The 13,160-nt window shown below is 53.6% G+C and carries 16 protein-coding genes; 13 read left to right on the top strand and 3 right to left on the bottom strand.

All coding sequences use genetic code 11. The annotated features are described in order from the left end of the window. Positions 1 to 4: 4 nt before the first annotated feature. The 5 genes from flgL (at position 5) to KNP95_RS02770 (ending at position 3,348) form a co-directional block, all read left to right on the top strand. Positions 5 to 934 (top strand): flagellar hook-associated protein FlgL, encoded by a 930-nt coding sequence (gene flgL, locus KNP95_RS02790; RefSeq protein ID WP_214835322.1) that lies wholly within the window; start codon positions 5 to 7, stop codon positions 932 to 934. Positions 935 to 937: 3 nt separating this feature from the next. Beyond that, on the top strand, positions 938 to 1,513 hold the full coding sequence (locus KNP95_RS02785) for a DUF6470 family protein (protein WP_214835320.1): 576 nt from the start codon (positions 938 to 940) through the stop codon (positions 1,511 to 1,513). 15 nt (positions 1,514 to 1,528) lie between these two features. Then, positions 1,529 to 1,966, top strand: coding sequence for a flagellar assembly protein FliW (fliW, locus tag KNP95_RS02780; protein WP_029595007.1), 438 nt, complete (start codon positions 1,529 to 1,531; stop codon positions 1,964 to 1,966). Next, positions 1,966 to 2,193 (top strand): carbon storage regulator CsrA, encoded by a 228-nt coding sequence (csrA, locus tag KNP95_RS02775; RefSeq protein ID WP_021066562.1) that lies wholly within the window; start codon positions 1,966 to 1,968, stop codon positions 2,191 to 2,193. The genes fliW and csrA overlap by 1 nt, the downstream gene beginning before the upstream one ends. Before the next feature lie 99 nt (positions 2,194 to 2,292). Then, entirely contained in the window at positions 2,293 to 3,348 is a 1,056-nt protein-coding gene (locus tag KNP95_RS02770; RefSeq protein WP_251138448.1) for a GGDEF domain-containing protein, read from the top strand. 30 nt (positions 3,349 to 3,378) lie between these two features. On the opposite strand, the gene KNP95_RS02765 is transcribed toward KNP95_RS02770, so the two are convergent. Beyond that, a complete protein-coding gene (locus KNP95_RS02765; protein ID WP_021066564.1) occupies positions 3,379 to 4,293 on the bottom strand; it encodes a YitT family protein in 915 nt (304 codons plus the stop codon). Between the two features lie 162 nt (positions 4,294 to 4,455). Between KNP95_RS02765 and KNP95_RS02760 the strand changes: the two genes are divergently transcribed. The 3 genes from KNP95_RS02760 to KNP95_RS02750 all read left to right on the top strand — a co-directional run bounded on the left by KNP95_RS02760 (position 4,456) and on the right by KNP95_RS02750 (position 6,664). Then, complete coding sequence (locus tag KNP95_RS02760) at positions 4,456 to 5,316, top strand: YitT family protein (protein ID WP_214835318.1); 861 nt, start codon at positions 4,456 to 4,458, stop codon at positions 5,314 to 5,316. A gap of 98 nt (positions 5,317 to 5,414) precedes the next feature. Further along, complete coding sequence (locus KNP95_RS02755; protein WP_214835317.1) at positions 5,415 to 6,368, top strand: DMT family transporter; 954 nt, start codon at positions 5,415 to 5,417, stop codon at positions 6,366 to 6,368. Positions 6,369 to 6,370: 2 nt separating this feature from the next. Further along, positions 6,371 to 6,664 carry a putative quinol monooxygenase gene (locus KNP95_RS02750; RefSeq protein WP_214835315.1) on the top strand — a complete coding sequence of 98 codons (294 nt, stop codon included), beginning with the start codon at positions 6,371 to 6,373 and terminating at the stop codon, positions 6,662 to 6,664. Between the two features lie 32 nt (positions 6,665 to 6,696). Here the strand turns inward: KNP95_RS02750 and KNP95_RS02745 are convergent, their stop codons facing one another. Further along, a complete protein-coding gene (locus tag KNP95_RS02745) occupies positions 6,697 to 7,194 on the bottom strand; it encodes a hypothetical protein (protein WP_029595011.1) in 498 nt (165 codons plus the stop codon). A 156-nt stretch (positions 7,195 to 7,350) separates the two neighbouring features. Between KNP95_RS02745 and KNP95_RS02740 the strand changes: the two genes are divergently transcribed. From KNP95_RS02740 to KNP95_RS02720, 5 genes are all read left to right on the top strand, one after another. Continuing rightward, positions 7,351 to 7,836 (top strand): hypothetical protein, encoded by a 486-nt coding sequence (locus tag KNP95_RS02740; protein ID WP_214835313.1) that lies wholly within the window; start codon positions 7,351 to 7,353, stop codon positions 7,834 to 7,836. Positions 7,837 to 7,894: 58 nt separating this feature from the next. Further along, complete coding sequence (locus KNP95_RS02735; RefSeq protein ID WP_214835311.1) at positions 7,895 to 8,722, top strand: GNAT family N-acetyltransferase; 828 nt, start codon at positions 7,895 to 7,897, stop codon at positions 8,720 to 8,722. A gap of 10 nt (positions 8,723 to 8,732) precedes the next feature. Continuing rightward, positions 8,733 to 9,056: a hypothetical protein gene (locus tag KNP95_RS02730; RefSeq protein WP_214835309.1), complete on the top strand. Its 324-nt coding sequence runs from the start codon at positions 8,733 to 8,735 to the stop codon at positions 9,054 to 9,056. A 123-nt stretch (positions 9,057 to 9,179) separates the two neighbouring features. Further along, positions 9,180 to 10,472, top strand: coding sequence for a methyl-accepting chemotaxis protein (locus KNP95_RS02725; protein ID WP_152567749.1), 1,293 nt, complete (start codon positions 9,180 to 9,182; stop codon positions 10,470 to 10,472). A gap of 232 nt (positions 10,473 to 10,704) precedes the next feature. Continuing rightward, positions 10,705 to 12,072, top strand: coding sequence for a flagellin N-terminal helical domain-containing protein (locus KNP95_RS02720; protein ID WP_214835308.1), 1,368 nt, complete (start codon positions 10,705 to 10,707; stop codon positions 12,070 to 12,072). A gap of 56 nt (positions 12,073 to 12,128) precedes the next feature. On the opposite strand, the gene KNP95_RS02715 is transcribed toward KNP95_RS02720, so the two are convergent. Next, on the bottom strand, positions 12,129 to 13,001 hold the full coding sequence (locus KNP95_RS02715) for an endonuclease (protein ID WP_214835306.1): 873 nt from the start codon (positions 12,999 to 13,001) through the stop codon (positions 12,129 to 12,131). Positions 13,002 to 13,160 lie beyond the last annotated feature (159 nt).

The raw sequence follows: 13,160 nt of genomic DNA, 5'->3' as shown, positions 1-13,160 counted from the left end.
CTTGATGCGAGTCACACAGACGATGCTCACACAGACGAACTTGAAACATTTATCGAGCAGTTATAACAAGCTTGCCCAAGTCCAAGAACAGCTCATCAGCGGGAAACGGATTCAGAAGGCGTCCGAGGACCCGGTCGTCGCCATGCAGGGCATGCGCTACCGGACCGAGGTGCGTGAGGTCGACCAATTCCGCCGCAACGTCAGCGAGGCGACGAGCTGGATGGACTTGACCGATTCGACGTTGAACGAAGTGACGGAAGCCGTCAAACGGATTCGTGAATTGACGACACAGGCGGCCAACGATACGTACGAGTCGTCGCAGCGTCAAATCATCCAGAGTGAGGTCAATCAGTTGATCGAACATCTCGGCTCGCTCGCGAACGCGAAGTCGGGCGAGAAATATATTTACAACGGCACGAAGACGGACCAACCGCTCGTCGACATGGACGCCTTGAAGGCGTTCCTCGCCGACCCGGACGGAGATGTCAACAGCATCTACCCAGGCGGGGCACCGGCCGCGAGCGGGAAAGTCGCCTTCGAAGTATCGAAAGGCATCACCGTTCAAGTGAACATGCAGCCGGAGACGGTGTTCGGCAGCGATGTGTTCGCTGGACTCCACGACCTCGTCTCGAAATTGGCTGACCCGAACACATCTGGTGAAGTGCTCTCGAACGAACTCGCTGACCTCGATGTCATCGCCCAAAACTTGATTACGGAGCGGGCCGAACTCGGCGCCCGCGCCAACCGGTTAGAACTCGTCGACAATCGCCTGCAAGAACATGAGATTATCGCCAAGACGATCATGTCCGATAACGAGGACATCGACATCGAAAAAGTCATCATGGAGCTTAAGTCTCACGAGACGGTGCACCGGGCCGCACTATCGGCCGGGGCGCGTATCATCCAACCGACGCTCCTCGACTTCCTCCGGTAAGCGATGAATATCGCTCGGCTTGAGATGCGGCAGACGCAGGCCGCCATCCAAATCACGTCGAACCGGCCCCACCTCGAGATGCGGCAAGGCCGGGCCGATGTGTCGATGACGCAAGGCAAGGTCGAGATGACCCAACAGACGACAGGCGGCACGCTTGAGGTCGACTCGTCGGTCGCGCGCAGTGAAAGCAACTTGAAGGCAGCACTCGAGCTCGGCCGTCACTTCGGTCAGCTCGGGGAGCAGGCAGCCCGAGAAGCGACATCGACCACGGCCAGGGACGGGGACCGGCTCATGCGCATCGAGAACGGCAATCCGATCGCCGCGATCGCCGCCGAGAAGACGAGCTCCCCGTACCCGGTCGTCGACATGGACTTCATGCCGAAGTCACTCGACCGCGTGAAGTTGACGTATACGCCGGCGGATGTCAAAATCGAGTGGAACCTGACGCCGGCACAGATTGATGTATCACTCACCCCGGCCGATATCTCGTTCACGCCATGGACGACGGACATCTCGCTCCGTCAACAGGCATCGCTCGAGATGTGGCCGGTCGGTGGCATGTATGATGAGACGCGTTGAAAGTGAGGACAATCCATGTTCATTGAGACAGACTATTTTGGTAAAATTGAAGTAAATGAAGACGAGACGATCTCGTTCGTCAGCGAGATTCCCGGGTTCCCGGAGTCGAAGACGTTCGCCCTCATCCCATACGGCGACGAGCTCCCGTTCTGGTCGCTCCAGTCGCTCGAGGATCCGGCCTGCGCCTTCGTCGTGACGAACCCGTTCTGGCACAAGTCGGACTATGCGTTCGAGTTGACCGACGGCGCGAAAGAGCAGCTCGGCATCGATGAGGCGGAACACGTCTCGGTGTATGCCATCGTGACGCTCCGCGATCCGTTCGACGCCTCGACGCTCAACTTGAAGGCCCCGATCGTCATCGAGACGAAAGAGCGCCGCGGGAAGCAGGTCATCTTGGATGACGTCTACCCGGCCCGGTTCCCGCTCGGCGGTCAGAAAGAAGAGGTGCGCTGATGCTCGTATTGAAACGAAAACAAGGCGAGGCCATCCATATCGGGGACGATGTGACGCTCACCGTGCTCGCCATCGAAGGCGACCAGGTCAAGCTCGGCATCGATGCCCCGCGCCATATCGATATCCATCGCCATGAGGTGTACGTCCAGATGCAGGCCGAGAACGAATCGGCCCGCGACAGCGCCAACTTGATGAAACAGATGATGCAAAACAAGTCGGAAGCGTGAGCTTCCGGCTTTTTAGCTGTCCTAAAATTTGGATAGGGTGACATGCGTCACTTTTGTACGATAGGATAGGAGGAAAGAAATGGCGGGAGAGGACAAGGCTTGGGTCAAGTCATCAACATTTTTTTCATCAATGTCAGTATCATCTATCTCGTTTTATCTCTGGCCCTGTATCTCATGCGCCAGCTGTTGCCGATTCAGGCAGGTTCTCCTTATGCAGTCCGCATCTGGTTCGGTCTCGCCATGGGGCTCGCGGCCGTACTGTTGACGGTCAACTCGTTTCAAGTCGGAGAGGCAAGGGTCGACCTCCGGATTATCCCGCTCGCGCTCTCAGGCGCCTATGCCGGACCGGTCGGGGTCGCCGTCACGATGGGGCTGACTCTTCTCGGTCGCTTCGGTCTCGACGGCATGACCGACCAATTCATCCGCTCGTTCGGCACGCTCGGCTTGTTCTTCGTGTTGTCGCTCGTGTTAAATCGACTGGTGATGCGACGCGGTCACTTGTATTCGGCCTATCTCGTGTTCGGGGCCGTGCTCGTCTTGTTTCGGATTGCGGGTAATGTCCCGATCCAGGCGTTCACGACCGTGTTCTTGCCGTATTTCGTCATGACGTTCCTCGGCGGTTGGATGTGTTACTGGGTCGCGAAACAGATTGAGACGCACCTGCGCATGTTCCGACTGCATACGCAGCGGGCGACGATTGACGAGCTGACGGGTCTCCCGAACCGCTATATGACGCTCGAACGATTGAACGAGGTCGAGATGTCGGGTCTCCCTTGGGCGCTGTTCGTCATCGATGTCGACCGGTTCAAGCAGTTGAACGATACATATGGCCATCGGGCCGGTGACGCGGCGCTTCATCACATCGGTCAAACGTTACAGGCGAACTGTCCGCCGGACGGCTTCGTCGGGCGCTACGGCGGGGAAGAGTTTCTGATGGTGCTCGAGGATGCGGACGACCTCCGGGTGATGGCGGACGAGATCGTCAAGGTCATCCGTGACACCCCGTTCTCGTTCGAAGGGACGCCCATCCCGATGACGGTATCGCTCGGGGCCTCGCTCGCCGGGGCCGAGCCGGGCACGGTCGTGTTCGAACGGGCCGACGCCGCGCTCTATCAGGCGAAGACGAGCGGGCGCGATCAAGCGAAAATCGGATAAACAAAAAATCGGTCCCGAGGGCCGATTTTTTTAGTGGATATTTTTCTTTTTGAACTGGCCGCCTCGGACGTCATGGATATTGCCGATGGCGAGGAACGCCTTCTCGTCATAGTCGTCGAGGATGTCCTTCAATTTCGTTTCTTCTAATCGACTGATGACGGTGAAGACGACTTTCTTGCCGTCGCCCGTATAGGCCCCTTCACCATGCAAGTACGTCACGCCCCGGCCGAGCCGGTCCATAATGGCCTGACCGATGTCGTCCGGCGCCGTCGTGATGATCCACGCCGCCTTCGACTGGTCGAGCCCCTCGAGCACGATATCGATCGTTTTGAAGGCGACGAAGTACGTGATGAGCGAGTACATCGCCCGGTCCCAGCTGAAGACGAAGCCGGCCGTCCCGAGGATGAAGATGTTGAAGAACATGACGATCTCGCCGACGGAGAACGGGAGCCGGTCCGTGAACGACACGGCCAAAATCTCGGTCCCGTCGAGCGACCCACCGGCCCGGATGACGAGGCCGATGCCGGCTCCGAGCAGGAAGCCGCCGAACACAGTCGACAACAGCAGGTCGTCCGTGAACGGTTCGATTGTATGAAGCAAAATCGTGAAGCCGGACATGAGCATGATGGCGATCAACGTGACGATGGCGAACGTCTTCCCGATTTGGCGATAGCCGAAGAAGATGAACGGCAAGTTGAACAGGACGAGCCAGATGGCGAGCTTCGTCTCCGTCAAATACGACGTGATGATCGAGACGCCGACGATGCCGCCGTCGATGATTTGGTTCGGGACAAGGAACGCCTCGAGACCGATGGCGAAGATGAACGACCCGATTAACAGGAGTAGCCCCTTGGCGAGAAGTTCGGTCGGTTTGATTGGGTTGTGGACACGTTTCAAACGGAGCACTTCCTCCGGAGACGGGGAAGGCATCGGTGGACGCTGCATCGGGGGTCACTCCTTTTTCTTTTCAGTATAGCAAACCTCACACGGGATGAAGCAGAAGCGGCAGACAATCTGACACAACTTTTTCAGCGATGCCAGAGATGTTATTCTACTATTTTTTTATGCTAGACTAGGAAGGTTGAATCAAAAAGGAGGACGTTACTCATGAAACGTGACAATCGAGCCTGGCTCATGGGCTTTCAAATCATCATGAACATCATCGGCGGGATGATCGCGGCGTACGGCCTCGAGTCGGTGTTAATCCCGAACAGCGTGTCGGATGGAGGCGTCACCGGAATCAGCATCGTCGTCTCCCAACTCACGGGGGTCCCGCTCGGCGTGTTCCTTGGCATCCTGAACATCCCGTTCGTCTATCTCGGCTATAAGCAGATTGGGAAGAGCTTTGCCATCCTATCGGTCACGGGCATCGCCTCGCTCTCAGTCGGTACACTCATCATGCACCGCGTCCCGACGATCATCGATGGGGACACGCTCCTCGTCACGGTCGTCGGCGGAATCATTCTTGGGCTCGGGATGGGGCTGTCGCTCCGGAACGGGGGCGCGCTCGACGGCATCGACATGCTGGCCGTCTTGTTATCGAAGAAGTTGCCGTTCGGGACGAGCGACTTGATTCTCTTCTTGAACGTGTTCGTCTTTATCGTCGTCTCGACGGTGTTCGGCCTGCAAGGAGCGGTCCTATCGGCCATCGCCTACTTCATCGCCTCGAAAGTGATTCATATCGTCGAGGAGGGGCTCAGTGGGGCGAAGACGTTCAAAATCATCACGAGCGTACCGGACGTCATGGTCGAGACGGTGCGGGACCGGCTCGGCCGGAGTGCGACGCTCAACCAGATTCAAGGCGCTTATTCGAAAGAGTGCTATTACGAGATCACGGGCGTCATCAACCGGCTCGAGGAGCGGAAGATGAAAGAAATCATCAACCAAGTCGACCCCGAGGCGTTCGTCGTCGTGTACGAGGTGTCGGAGGTCAAAGGTGGGAATTTCCGAAAACGCGATATTCATTGAGACGAATCAAGCAGCCGGCGCTGCTTGATTTTTTTGGTGGAGGCAGGGAAATGCGGGATGGATAGGGAACAAGTGGGGATTCAGAAAGGAGAGAACGTATGCGTCCATTGTTATTAGGTGTGCTCGCCGCCTTGTTTTTTGCGAGCACGTTCGTCTTGAATGAATCGATGCAGGTCGGCGGGGGGAGTTGGGCGTATAGCGTCTCGCTCCGCTTCCTGTTCATGATTCCGCTACTCATGCTAGTCGTGGCCGTCCGGGGTGGCATGACGCGCGTACGCCGCGCCATCGTCGATGAGCCGTGGCCGTGGCTCGTCTGGGGGACAGTCGGATTCGGTCTGTTTTACGTCCCGATCTGTCTCGCCGCCGAGGTCGCCCCACCTTGGCTTATCGCCGGCACGTGGCAAGTGACGATTATCGCCGGGGCGCTGTTGTCACCGCTGTTCCGCCGGAGTGACGGGAAGCGGGAGCGGATTCCGTGGACGGCGCTCCGCTTCTCGGGACTCATCCTGTTCGGCGTCGTCTTGATGCAAGTCGAGTTCTTTGCTGACTTTGAGCCGCGTTTTCTATGGATTGGGGTGGTGCCGGTATTGATTGCCGCGTTCGCCTATCCGCTCGGCAACCGGAAGATGATGGCCCACACCGACCTCGACGTGTTCGAGCGCATCCTTGGCATGTGCATCGGCTCGCTCCCGGTCTGGCTCCTTTTGTTCGGCTACGGGCTGACGACGGGGGCGCCAACGAGCTCGCAACTGACGCAGACGCTTCTCGTCGCACTGTTATCGGGCGTCGTCGCGACAGTGCTCTTCTTCAAGGCGACCGACCTCGTCAAACACGATATGGGGAAACTGGCCACGGTCGAGGCGACCCAGGCGCTCGAGGTGCTGTTCGCGCTCATCGGCGAGTTGATTTTTCTCCAAGCGCATCTGCCGTCCGGACTGTCGCTCATCGGCATCTCGCTCGTCATGGTCGGGGTCGTGCTGCATAGCCGTAGCCAATTCAACGTAAAGGAAAGTTTGGTGCCGGCGGCGAATCGATATGACAAGGAGGGATGAATATGTCCTATGGATTGATTGGGAAACTGACGGCCGTACCAGGTGAGCGCGAGACGCTACTCGCGATTTTGCTCGAGGCGACTACGGCGATGGAACGAGAGCCGACGTGCGCGGCGTACCGGGTGAACGTCTCGCTCGACGATGAGTCGATCGTCGTCTATGAGGTGTGGGCAAGTATGGAGGCGCATCAACAATCGCTGTCGCTTGAGACGACGCAGACGTTGATTGGGAAGGCGAAACCGATTTTGGCCAATATCGAGCGCTTGGCGGTGTTCGAGACAAGGAACGGACATTAAAAAAATCCACGTCCGAGGACGTGGATAGGTGGTCAAGCTTTCGTTAAGCTGCCTTTTACTTGCTCATAAAACTCGTCCATCATCCCAGTCCGGCTACCGAGCTGGCAGATGAGTTCGAGCGTCTCTTTATAGAACTTTTTGACGAGTCCTTTGTTTTTGATGCCTTCCATCGACGCCATCGTCTTGTCGAGGTTTTGGAGAATCTCTTCAATCTGGTCGTCCGAGTCCGGTTTCACGACCGTCATATTGTCCGGGATTTTGACGACTTTGTCTTGCTCCTGGTGACGGAACGACGCGCCGAAGCCAAGGTTCTCGATGAACAAGTGCGGCATCACTTTCTGACCGAAGAACTGCTTATGCCACTCCGTCGCTTTCATCGTGTCCATGTCCTGTTTGAACGTGGACGCTGTCGAGACGTACTTTCTGAACAGGTCGGTCATGAACTTCTCGATGACCGGGATTTGAAGGGCGAAGACGTTCTTTAAGAGCGCGTCGAGCTGTGCGCGTGACAATTGTTGTTCGTTTGACATGTCAGTTCCTCTTTTCTATAATGCGATACTTTTATCGTATGGGATTGCGGAACGTGCGTCAACGCATCCCTAAACATTTTTTCAGAATATTTAATGATTTACGTTCATTTTGTGCGATAATCGTCTCATGGCTAGACCAAAGAGGAGTGAATCCATATGAACAAAACAATGAAGTGGGCGGTCGCGCTCGGCGTGACGGGTGCCCTCGTTGCAACGGTCGGTGTCGTTTCGTCCCGGGGACGGACTGACGATACGACGCAGACGATCCGTGACCGTGAGCTCGGTTATGAGATCATTCTCCCATCGAAAATCGTCGAGGCGATTGAGCGCGGGGACGTCTATATCGAGAAGGCGCAGGACGTCGTCGATGTCGGCGACAAGAACAGCTACGGCACGTTCGACCTCTACTATAACGTCGAGGACGGCGACGACCAGTTGTTGTTCCATTTGGACTTGATTGACCGTGAACTATCGGAAGAGGCGTTCGCCCAGGAAGTCGGCTACGGCAACTACCTCGGTGCGAGCGACAAGACGTTCTTCTGGGTCGAACCGACCGAGGCCGTCCCGGGTGCCGAGGCACACACGGACGAAATCACGGAACTGCTCGAGACGCTCCCGGAGCTCGAATTCCGGACGTTATGAGTCCGCCCGCTACGGCGGGCTTTTTCGATTATGCTACAATATGACGTGAGGTGATTTCATGAATTGGACAGTAGAAGAAGTGAGACAGGCAGAACAGGTTGGCGCGCTCGAGGCAGCGGTCAACGCATATGACAAGATTGACGTGAAACTCGGGCACGTGGCGGTCGGCCAGAACGACTATGCCGTCTATGAGGGTGACACGCTCGTCGGCTATATGATGCTCTTCCCGTATCTCCCGAACGAGTATGAAGTGAATGCGCTCGTGCATCCGGACTATCGGAAACAAGGCGTCTTCAAGGCGCTCTTTGAAACGGCGAAGCAGGACGCGAAACAGAATGGCTGTGAAGCGTTCACGTTCGTCATCGATCGCAAATCGAAGGACGGCAAGGCGGTCATCGACCATCTCGGCGCGGCGTACCAGTTCTCGGAATATAACTTGGTGCTCAAAAAAGCCGAGCTGTTCTTGAAGCCGGACGAAGTGTCGCTCCGCGAGGCGACGGACGCCGACCGTCCGCTCATCATCGAGACGCTCAGTGAGGCGTTCGGCGACCCGCTCGACGTGACGGAGAACATCTATCAACAGATTGACACGCCGGACCGCGTGACGTACATCGGTGAGGTCGATGGTCGTCCGGTCGGGGTCATTCGCGCGCTCCTTTCGGGCGAAGATGCCGGCAGCATCCACGCGTTCGGCGTCAAGGCGGACGAGCAAGGCAAGGGCTACGGCACGAAGATGTTGAAGCAGATGGTCCAGCAGCTGTTCCGCATGGGCCGGACGAAGCTCGAGCTCGACGTCGAGACGGAGAACAAGGCCGCGCTCGAGATTTACAAGCGGGCCGGATTTGCGGAAAACGGCGGCTATGAGTTCTATCTATTAGAACTGTGAGGTGAGATAAATGTTTCGGAATTTGAAATGGCTCGGGGCCGCCTTTGAGGCGTTTCTCGGCATCCCGGCACTCGGTGGGCTGTTCATCATCAGCATGGGCTACACACCGCTCGGGTTCATGCTCGTGTTCCATATCGTCTTGCTCGTCTTATCGGTGTCGCGGCTGAAACGGATTTCAGTCGGGGCCATCGTCGGCATCACGGCTTCGGTACTCGGGGTCATCCCGCTCATCGGCATGGTGCTACACTGGGCAGCCGCGATTGCGCTCGCGCTCGATGCACTTATGACGACGCATAACGAAGAACGTAAGACAAGTGAAGATGACCGTTATTAATCTGGACGCTCTCAGTGACGAGGGCGTTTTTTCATTGACCAAAACTTCAACTGAAAACGCTATACAAAAGCTGGCAATCGGACGATATAGTAGGTGATGAATTACACAGAGGAGGAACTCATAGTGAAGCTATTCAAAAACTTTACGACCCAACTGCTCGCTTGGATTTTGGTCACATCCTTTATCACGGGCGGAGCGGTCGGCTGGATCACGCTCTTATTGCTCACGGAGCTTGAGATGGCGAAAGGACAGGTCATGCTCGTCGGGACGGCCGTGGCGTTGCTCATTTCAGGTTTAGGTGGAGCTGTCATCTACTTGATCGCCCGTCGCCCGCTCAAGGCGATCGAATCGGCGTCAGATAAGGCAGTCGAGGTCGGCAATGGCGATTTGACGGTCGTGTTCGCGAGCGAAACGACGACAGACCGTTCGGAGATGGGGCGTCTGCTTCTGTCGATGGACAATATGGTCGGACACCTGCGGGAACAAGGGACGAACATGCGTTACACGGCGGACCAGCTCACCGGTTCGGCGCAAGAGATCGCGGCAGCGGTCCAAGAAGGGAATATCGCCGGTGAGAACATCCGCCAAGCGATGGACGCGTTGAACAAAATGCTCGAAGACAACGTCAACGCGACATATAGCTCGATGGATCTGCTCGGTGCCGTCGCCCGGACGATGGAGAACATCCGTCAAGAGATGGGCTCTGCGCTCGAATCAGCGAGTGAGATGCAACAAGAGGCCGAGAGCGGCAAAGGCCTCGCCTCGTCGTCGGTCGATGCGATGCATGCGATCGCCGGCAAAGTCGAACAGTCGTCGACGCTCAACAGCAAGTTGACAGAAATGACAGGCGAAATCTCGCGCATCACGGACGTCATCAGCGATATCTCGGCGCAGACGAACTTGCTCGCCTTGAACGCCTCGATTGAAGCGGCACGGGCTGGTGAACATGGACGCGGCTTCGCAGTCGTCGCGGCCGAAGTCAAAAAACTTGCCGAACAGACGGCGAACTCGACGCAAGAAATCACGGATTTGATTGTTGACGTGAAACGTCTCGTCGGCGACACGTCGTCTTCGATGGCGAACGTGAAAGCCGAAGTGGAGACGGGCGTCGGTCTCGTCGAGAAGGCGGGCGGTGCGTTCGCGTCGATTCACAACTCGGCGAACGAAGTGTACAGCCACGTCCATTCGGTCGATGCGCTCTTGGATGAGTCGCGTGGGCAGATCGACTCGGTCGTCACGAACTCGGCTGGCATCGTTGGTATGGTTGAAGAGGCATCGCGCTACGCGACAGAAGTCACGTCAGCGGCGAGCCAACAGGCAGCGAGTCTCGGTGAAGTGAACGGCGCGATGACGGAACTCGTTCGTGTCGCAGAGAGTTTGCAGAATGAGACGGAGCAAGTGAAGGTGGAAGCGTAAGGAGGAGCGACCCAGCGATGGGTCGTTTTTCTATTCAAAACTAAGAAACTACGGAAAATGAGTAGAAAGTTGAGAAAAACACTAAACAGATTCGAGTTGGCTCCGATATAGAGTATGGAAACGATAAAACGTTCCAACTAATACAAGGTGAGGGGCCGGCCTAAGCCTTGTATGCTCGGACAAATGGATTTGGAAGAGCGGAAAAAACTCAAACCTATGGAGGGAAATTACAATGATTATTAACCACAACCTTAACTCAATGAACGCACACCGCAACATGTCATTCAACACAGCACAAACTGGTAAAGCGATGGAGAAATTATCTTCAGGTCTTCGCATCAACCGTGCGGGTGACGATGCTGCTGGTCTCGCAATCTCTGAAAAAATGCGCGGACAGATTCGTGGTCTCGATCAAGCGACTCGTAACTCGCAAGACGGAATTTCGATGATTCAAACGGCTGAAGGTGCGTTGAACGAGACTCATTCAATCCTTCAACGTATGCGTGAGTTATCTGTACAGTCCTCAAACGATACAAACACTGGCGATGATCGTAAAGAAATCCAGAAAGAAGTAGAACAACTTAAATCAGAAATTAACCGTATCTCGGAAACTACAGAATTTAACACTCAAAAGTTGTTGAACGGTAGCTTGGCTTCTGTAGGTGCATCTAACAACTCAGCCAACGTAGAAGTTGTTAGCACATCTGGTTTGAAAGTTGGAGACTACTCAGTTACAGTCACTACTGCTGCTACAAAAGCTGTAGGAACTGGAGCATCTTATGCTGCTGACGCTGATGTAAACACTGCTTTCGGCGCTACTTCAAAAACTATTTCAATTAATGGGGCTAGCATTGATACGTCTAACGTCACTACAAAACAAGAATTACTAAATGCTATTAATGCTAAATCTACTGAGACAGGTTTTGTAGCTAGTTTCAATACAGACGAATTAACTTTTACTGCTAATGAATTTGGTTCTGGAAAAACGCTTGCAATTACAGGGGCAGATAGCGCACTCATGTCTGGTACACCAGGATTTACTGATGGAGCCGATGCGGTAGTTACAGTTACTAACCCTGACAGTGTTTCACAATCGGTCACGGGAGTAGGGCAAGAAATTAACTATCAAGGCGCTGAATTTTTAGCAAAAGGAAACGCTGCTACAGGTGCTACAGTTACAGTTGCGAGTAGTGGAGCATCACTTCAAATTGGTGCCAACAAAGATCAAAACATTTTAGTTGCAATTAATGAGATTTCTACAAACACATTAGGTGGAACAAGCGAAGGTTTCGTAAAAGATATTGATCTTCGTACAAAAGATGGCGCTAATTCAGCTGTTGCGGTCTTAGATAAAGCTATCCAAAATGTTTCGGGTGAACGTTCTAAACTTGGAGCGACTCAAAACCGCCTTGAGCATACAATTAGTAACTTGAGCACTTCGGCAGAAAACCTCCAAGCCGCTGAATCACGTATCCGTGACGTAGACATGGCTAAAGAGATGATGAACTTCACGAAGAACAACATCCTTAACCAAGCTGCACAAGCTATGATGTCGCAATCGAATCAGCAGCCGCAAGCAGTTCTTCAATTGCTTCGTTAATTGGCTCTATATCAAGCTTTATGACTCCCACGACTCTCAAGAGCCGTGGGAGTTTTTTAACTTACATACACAGTCTCGACCTCTCTTAATCTGTTTTTCTTAATGTCCTGCCATTTGTACACGATAGACCAATACGTTCTGCCTAACGCGTTTGCGATTTCTTGATCCGTCTGTCCACGTAACTTCGAAGTGACAATATACTCAATATCTTCTTCTGTGTAATCATTCTTCGGCTTAGAGGTAATCACTACTTTATCAGGATTTTCGTCTTTCTCTTGTGACAATCGATATTCCCAGTCTAATTTCCATGCCATCGACGGGATTTCAGTTGCATATGGTTTTGTGAACTCAAGGAAATTGAGAGCTTCTTGGGTCTTCTGTATTCGGAGGATGTAGTTATGTCCATCATTCCGTCGGCTTAACACGAATTGGTGTCCAAATGTCTCATGAATAAATTGGCTAAAATAGTTTAACTCAGATGGGTGGAAAGCTTGTAGGTATAAAGCGATGTGTGGTGTCAAAATGATTTGATTTTTGTTAGAACGACTCGACCTTGTTAAACAAAGACTGCCGTCATCAAGATAGAGAGCTAATAAAAAAACCGAGTCAGTACACTCTGAAAGCAGATGAAGCGGGATGCTTTTTTTACCGGCAATATACAGTTGGTCACGGAGCCAAGTGAATAATTCATCGTATTTTGAAGTAAGCGATGCGCTTGTCCCATTGTTATTCTTGATGATACTCGAGAAAATTCGAGGAGCTTGTTTCAATTTCCATTCCCGGTACTCAAGCTGCTTGATAGAAAAGTGTTCACCATACCGCAAATTCGCATTTGGATATTTCTTTTTATGAATGCTGATATGACCGTCTCCTAGCAAAGTCCCCAACAATAAACTTTTCTCGTAAGTCGTTAACTCGTCCCACTTCACAATTAACCCCTCCTGATAAGAATATACGTTCGTATATTATTTACCCAGTTGGTTTCAACGTATGCTTTTGTTTCTATTTTAGATTGGACGAATTAGTGAACACGATTATGTTGAAGATTACGAATCTGATGCCGATATAGATATTGAAGAAATCATAAT

Source organism: Exiguobacterium sp. s36, assembly GCF_018618345.1.
Classification (GTDB): domain Bacteria; phylum Bacillota; class Bacilli; order Exiguobacteriales; family Exiguobacteriaceae; genus Exiguobacterium; species Exiguobacterium chiriqhucha.
This window is presented reverse-complemented; position numbering and strand designations above follow the sequence as displayed.

Excerpts from the sequence above, each read along its gene's own strand:
- flgL (WP_214835322.1), top strand. The coding sequence starts at position 5 with ATGCGAGTCACACAGACGATGCTCACACAGACGAACTTGAAACATTTA.
- KNP95_RS02785 (WP_214835320.1), top strand. The coding sequence starts at position 938 with ATGAATATCGCTCGGCTTGAGATGCGGCAGACGCAGGCCGCCATCCAA.
- fliW (WP_029595007.1), top strand. The coding sequence starts at position 1,529 with ATGTTCATTGAGACAGACTATTTTGGTAAAATTGAAGTAAATGAAGAC.
- csrA (WP_021066562.1), top strand. The coding sequence starts at position 1,966 with ATGCTCGTATTGAAACGAAAACAAGGCGAGGCCATCCATATCGGGGAC.
- KNP95_RS02765 (WP_021066564.1), bottom strand. The coding sequence starts at position 4,293 with ATGCAGCGTCCACCGATGCCTTCCCCGTCTCCGGAGGAAGTGCTCCGT.
- KNP95_RS02760 (WP_214835318.1), top strand. The coding sequence starts at position 4,456 with ATGAAACGTGACAATCGAGCCTGGCTCATGGGCTTTCAAATCATCATG.
- KNP95_RS02755 (WP_214835317.1), top strand. The coding sequence starts at position 5,415 with ATGCGTCCATTGTTATTAGGTGTGCTCGCCGCCTTGTTTTTTGCGAGC.
- KNP95_RS02750 (WP_214835315.1), top strand. The coding sequence starts at position 6,371 with ATGTCCTATGGATTGATTGGGAAACTGACGGCCGTACCAGGTGAGCGC.
- KNP95_RS02745 (WP_029595011.1), bottom strand. The coding sequence starts at position 7,194 with ATGTCAAACGAACAACAATTGTCACGCGCACAGCTCGACGCGCTCTTA.
- KNP95_RS02740 (WP_214835313.1), top strand. The coding sequence starts at position 7,351 with ATGAACAAAACAATGAAGTGGGCGGTCGCGCTCGGCGTGACGGGTGCC.
- KNP95_RS02735 (WP_214835311.1), top strand. The coding sequence starts at position 7,895 with ATGAATTGGACAGTAGAAGAAGTGAGACAGGCAGAACAGGTTGGCGCG.
- KNP95_RS02730 (WP_214835309.1), top strand. The coding sequence starts at position 8,733 with ATGTTTCGGAATTTGAAATGGCTCGGGGCCGCCTTTGAGGCGTTTCTC.
- KNP95_RS02720 (WP_214835308.1), top strand. The coding sequence starts at position 10,705 with ATGATTATTAACCACAACCTTAACTCAATGAACGCACACCGCAACATG.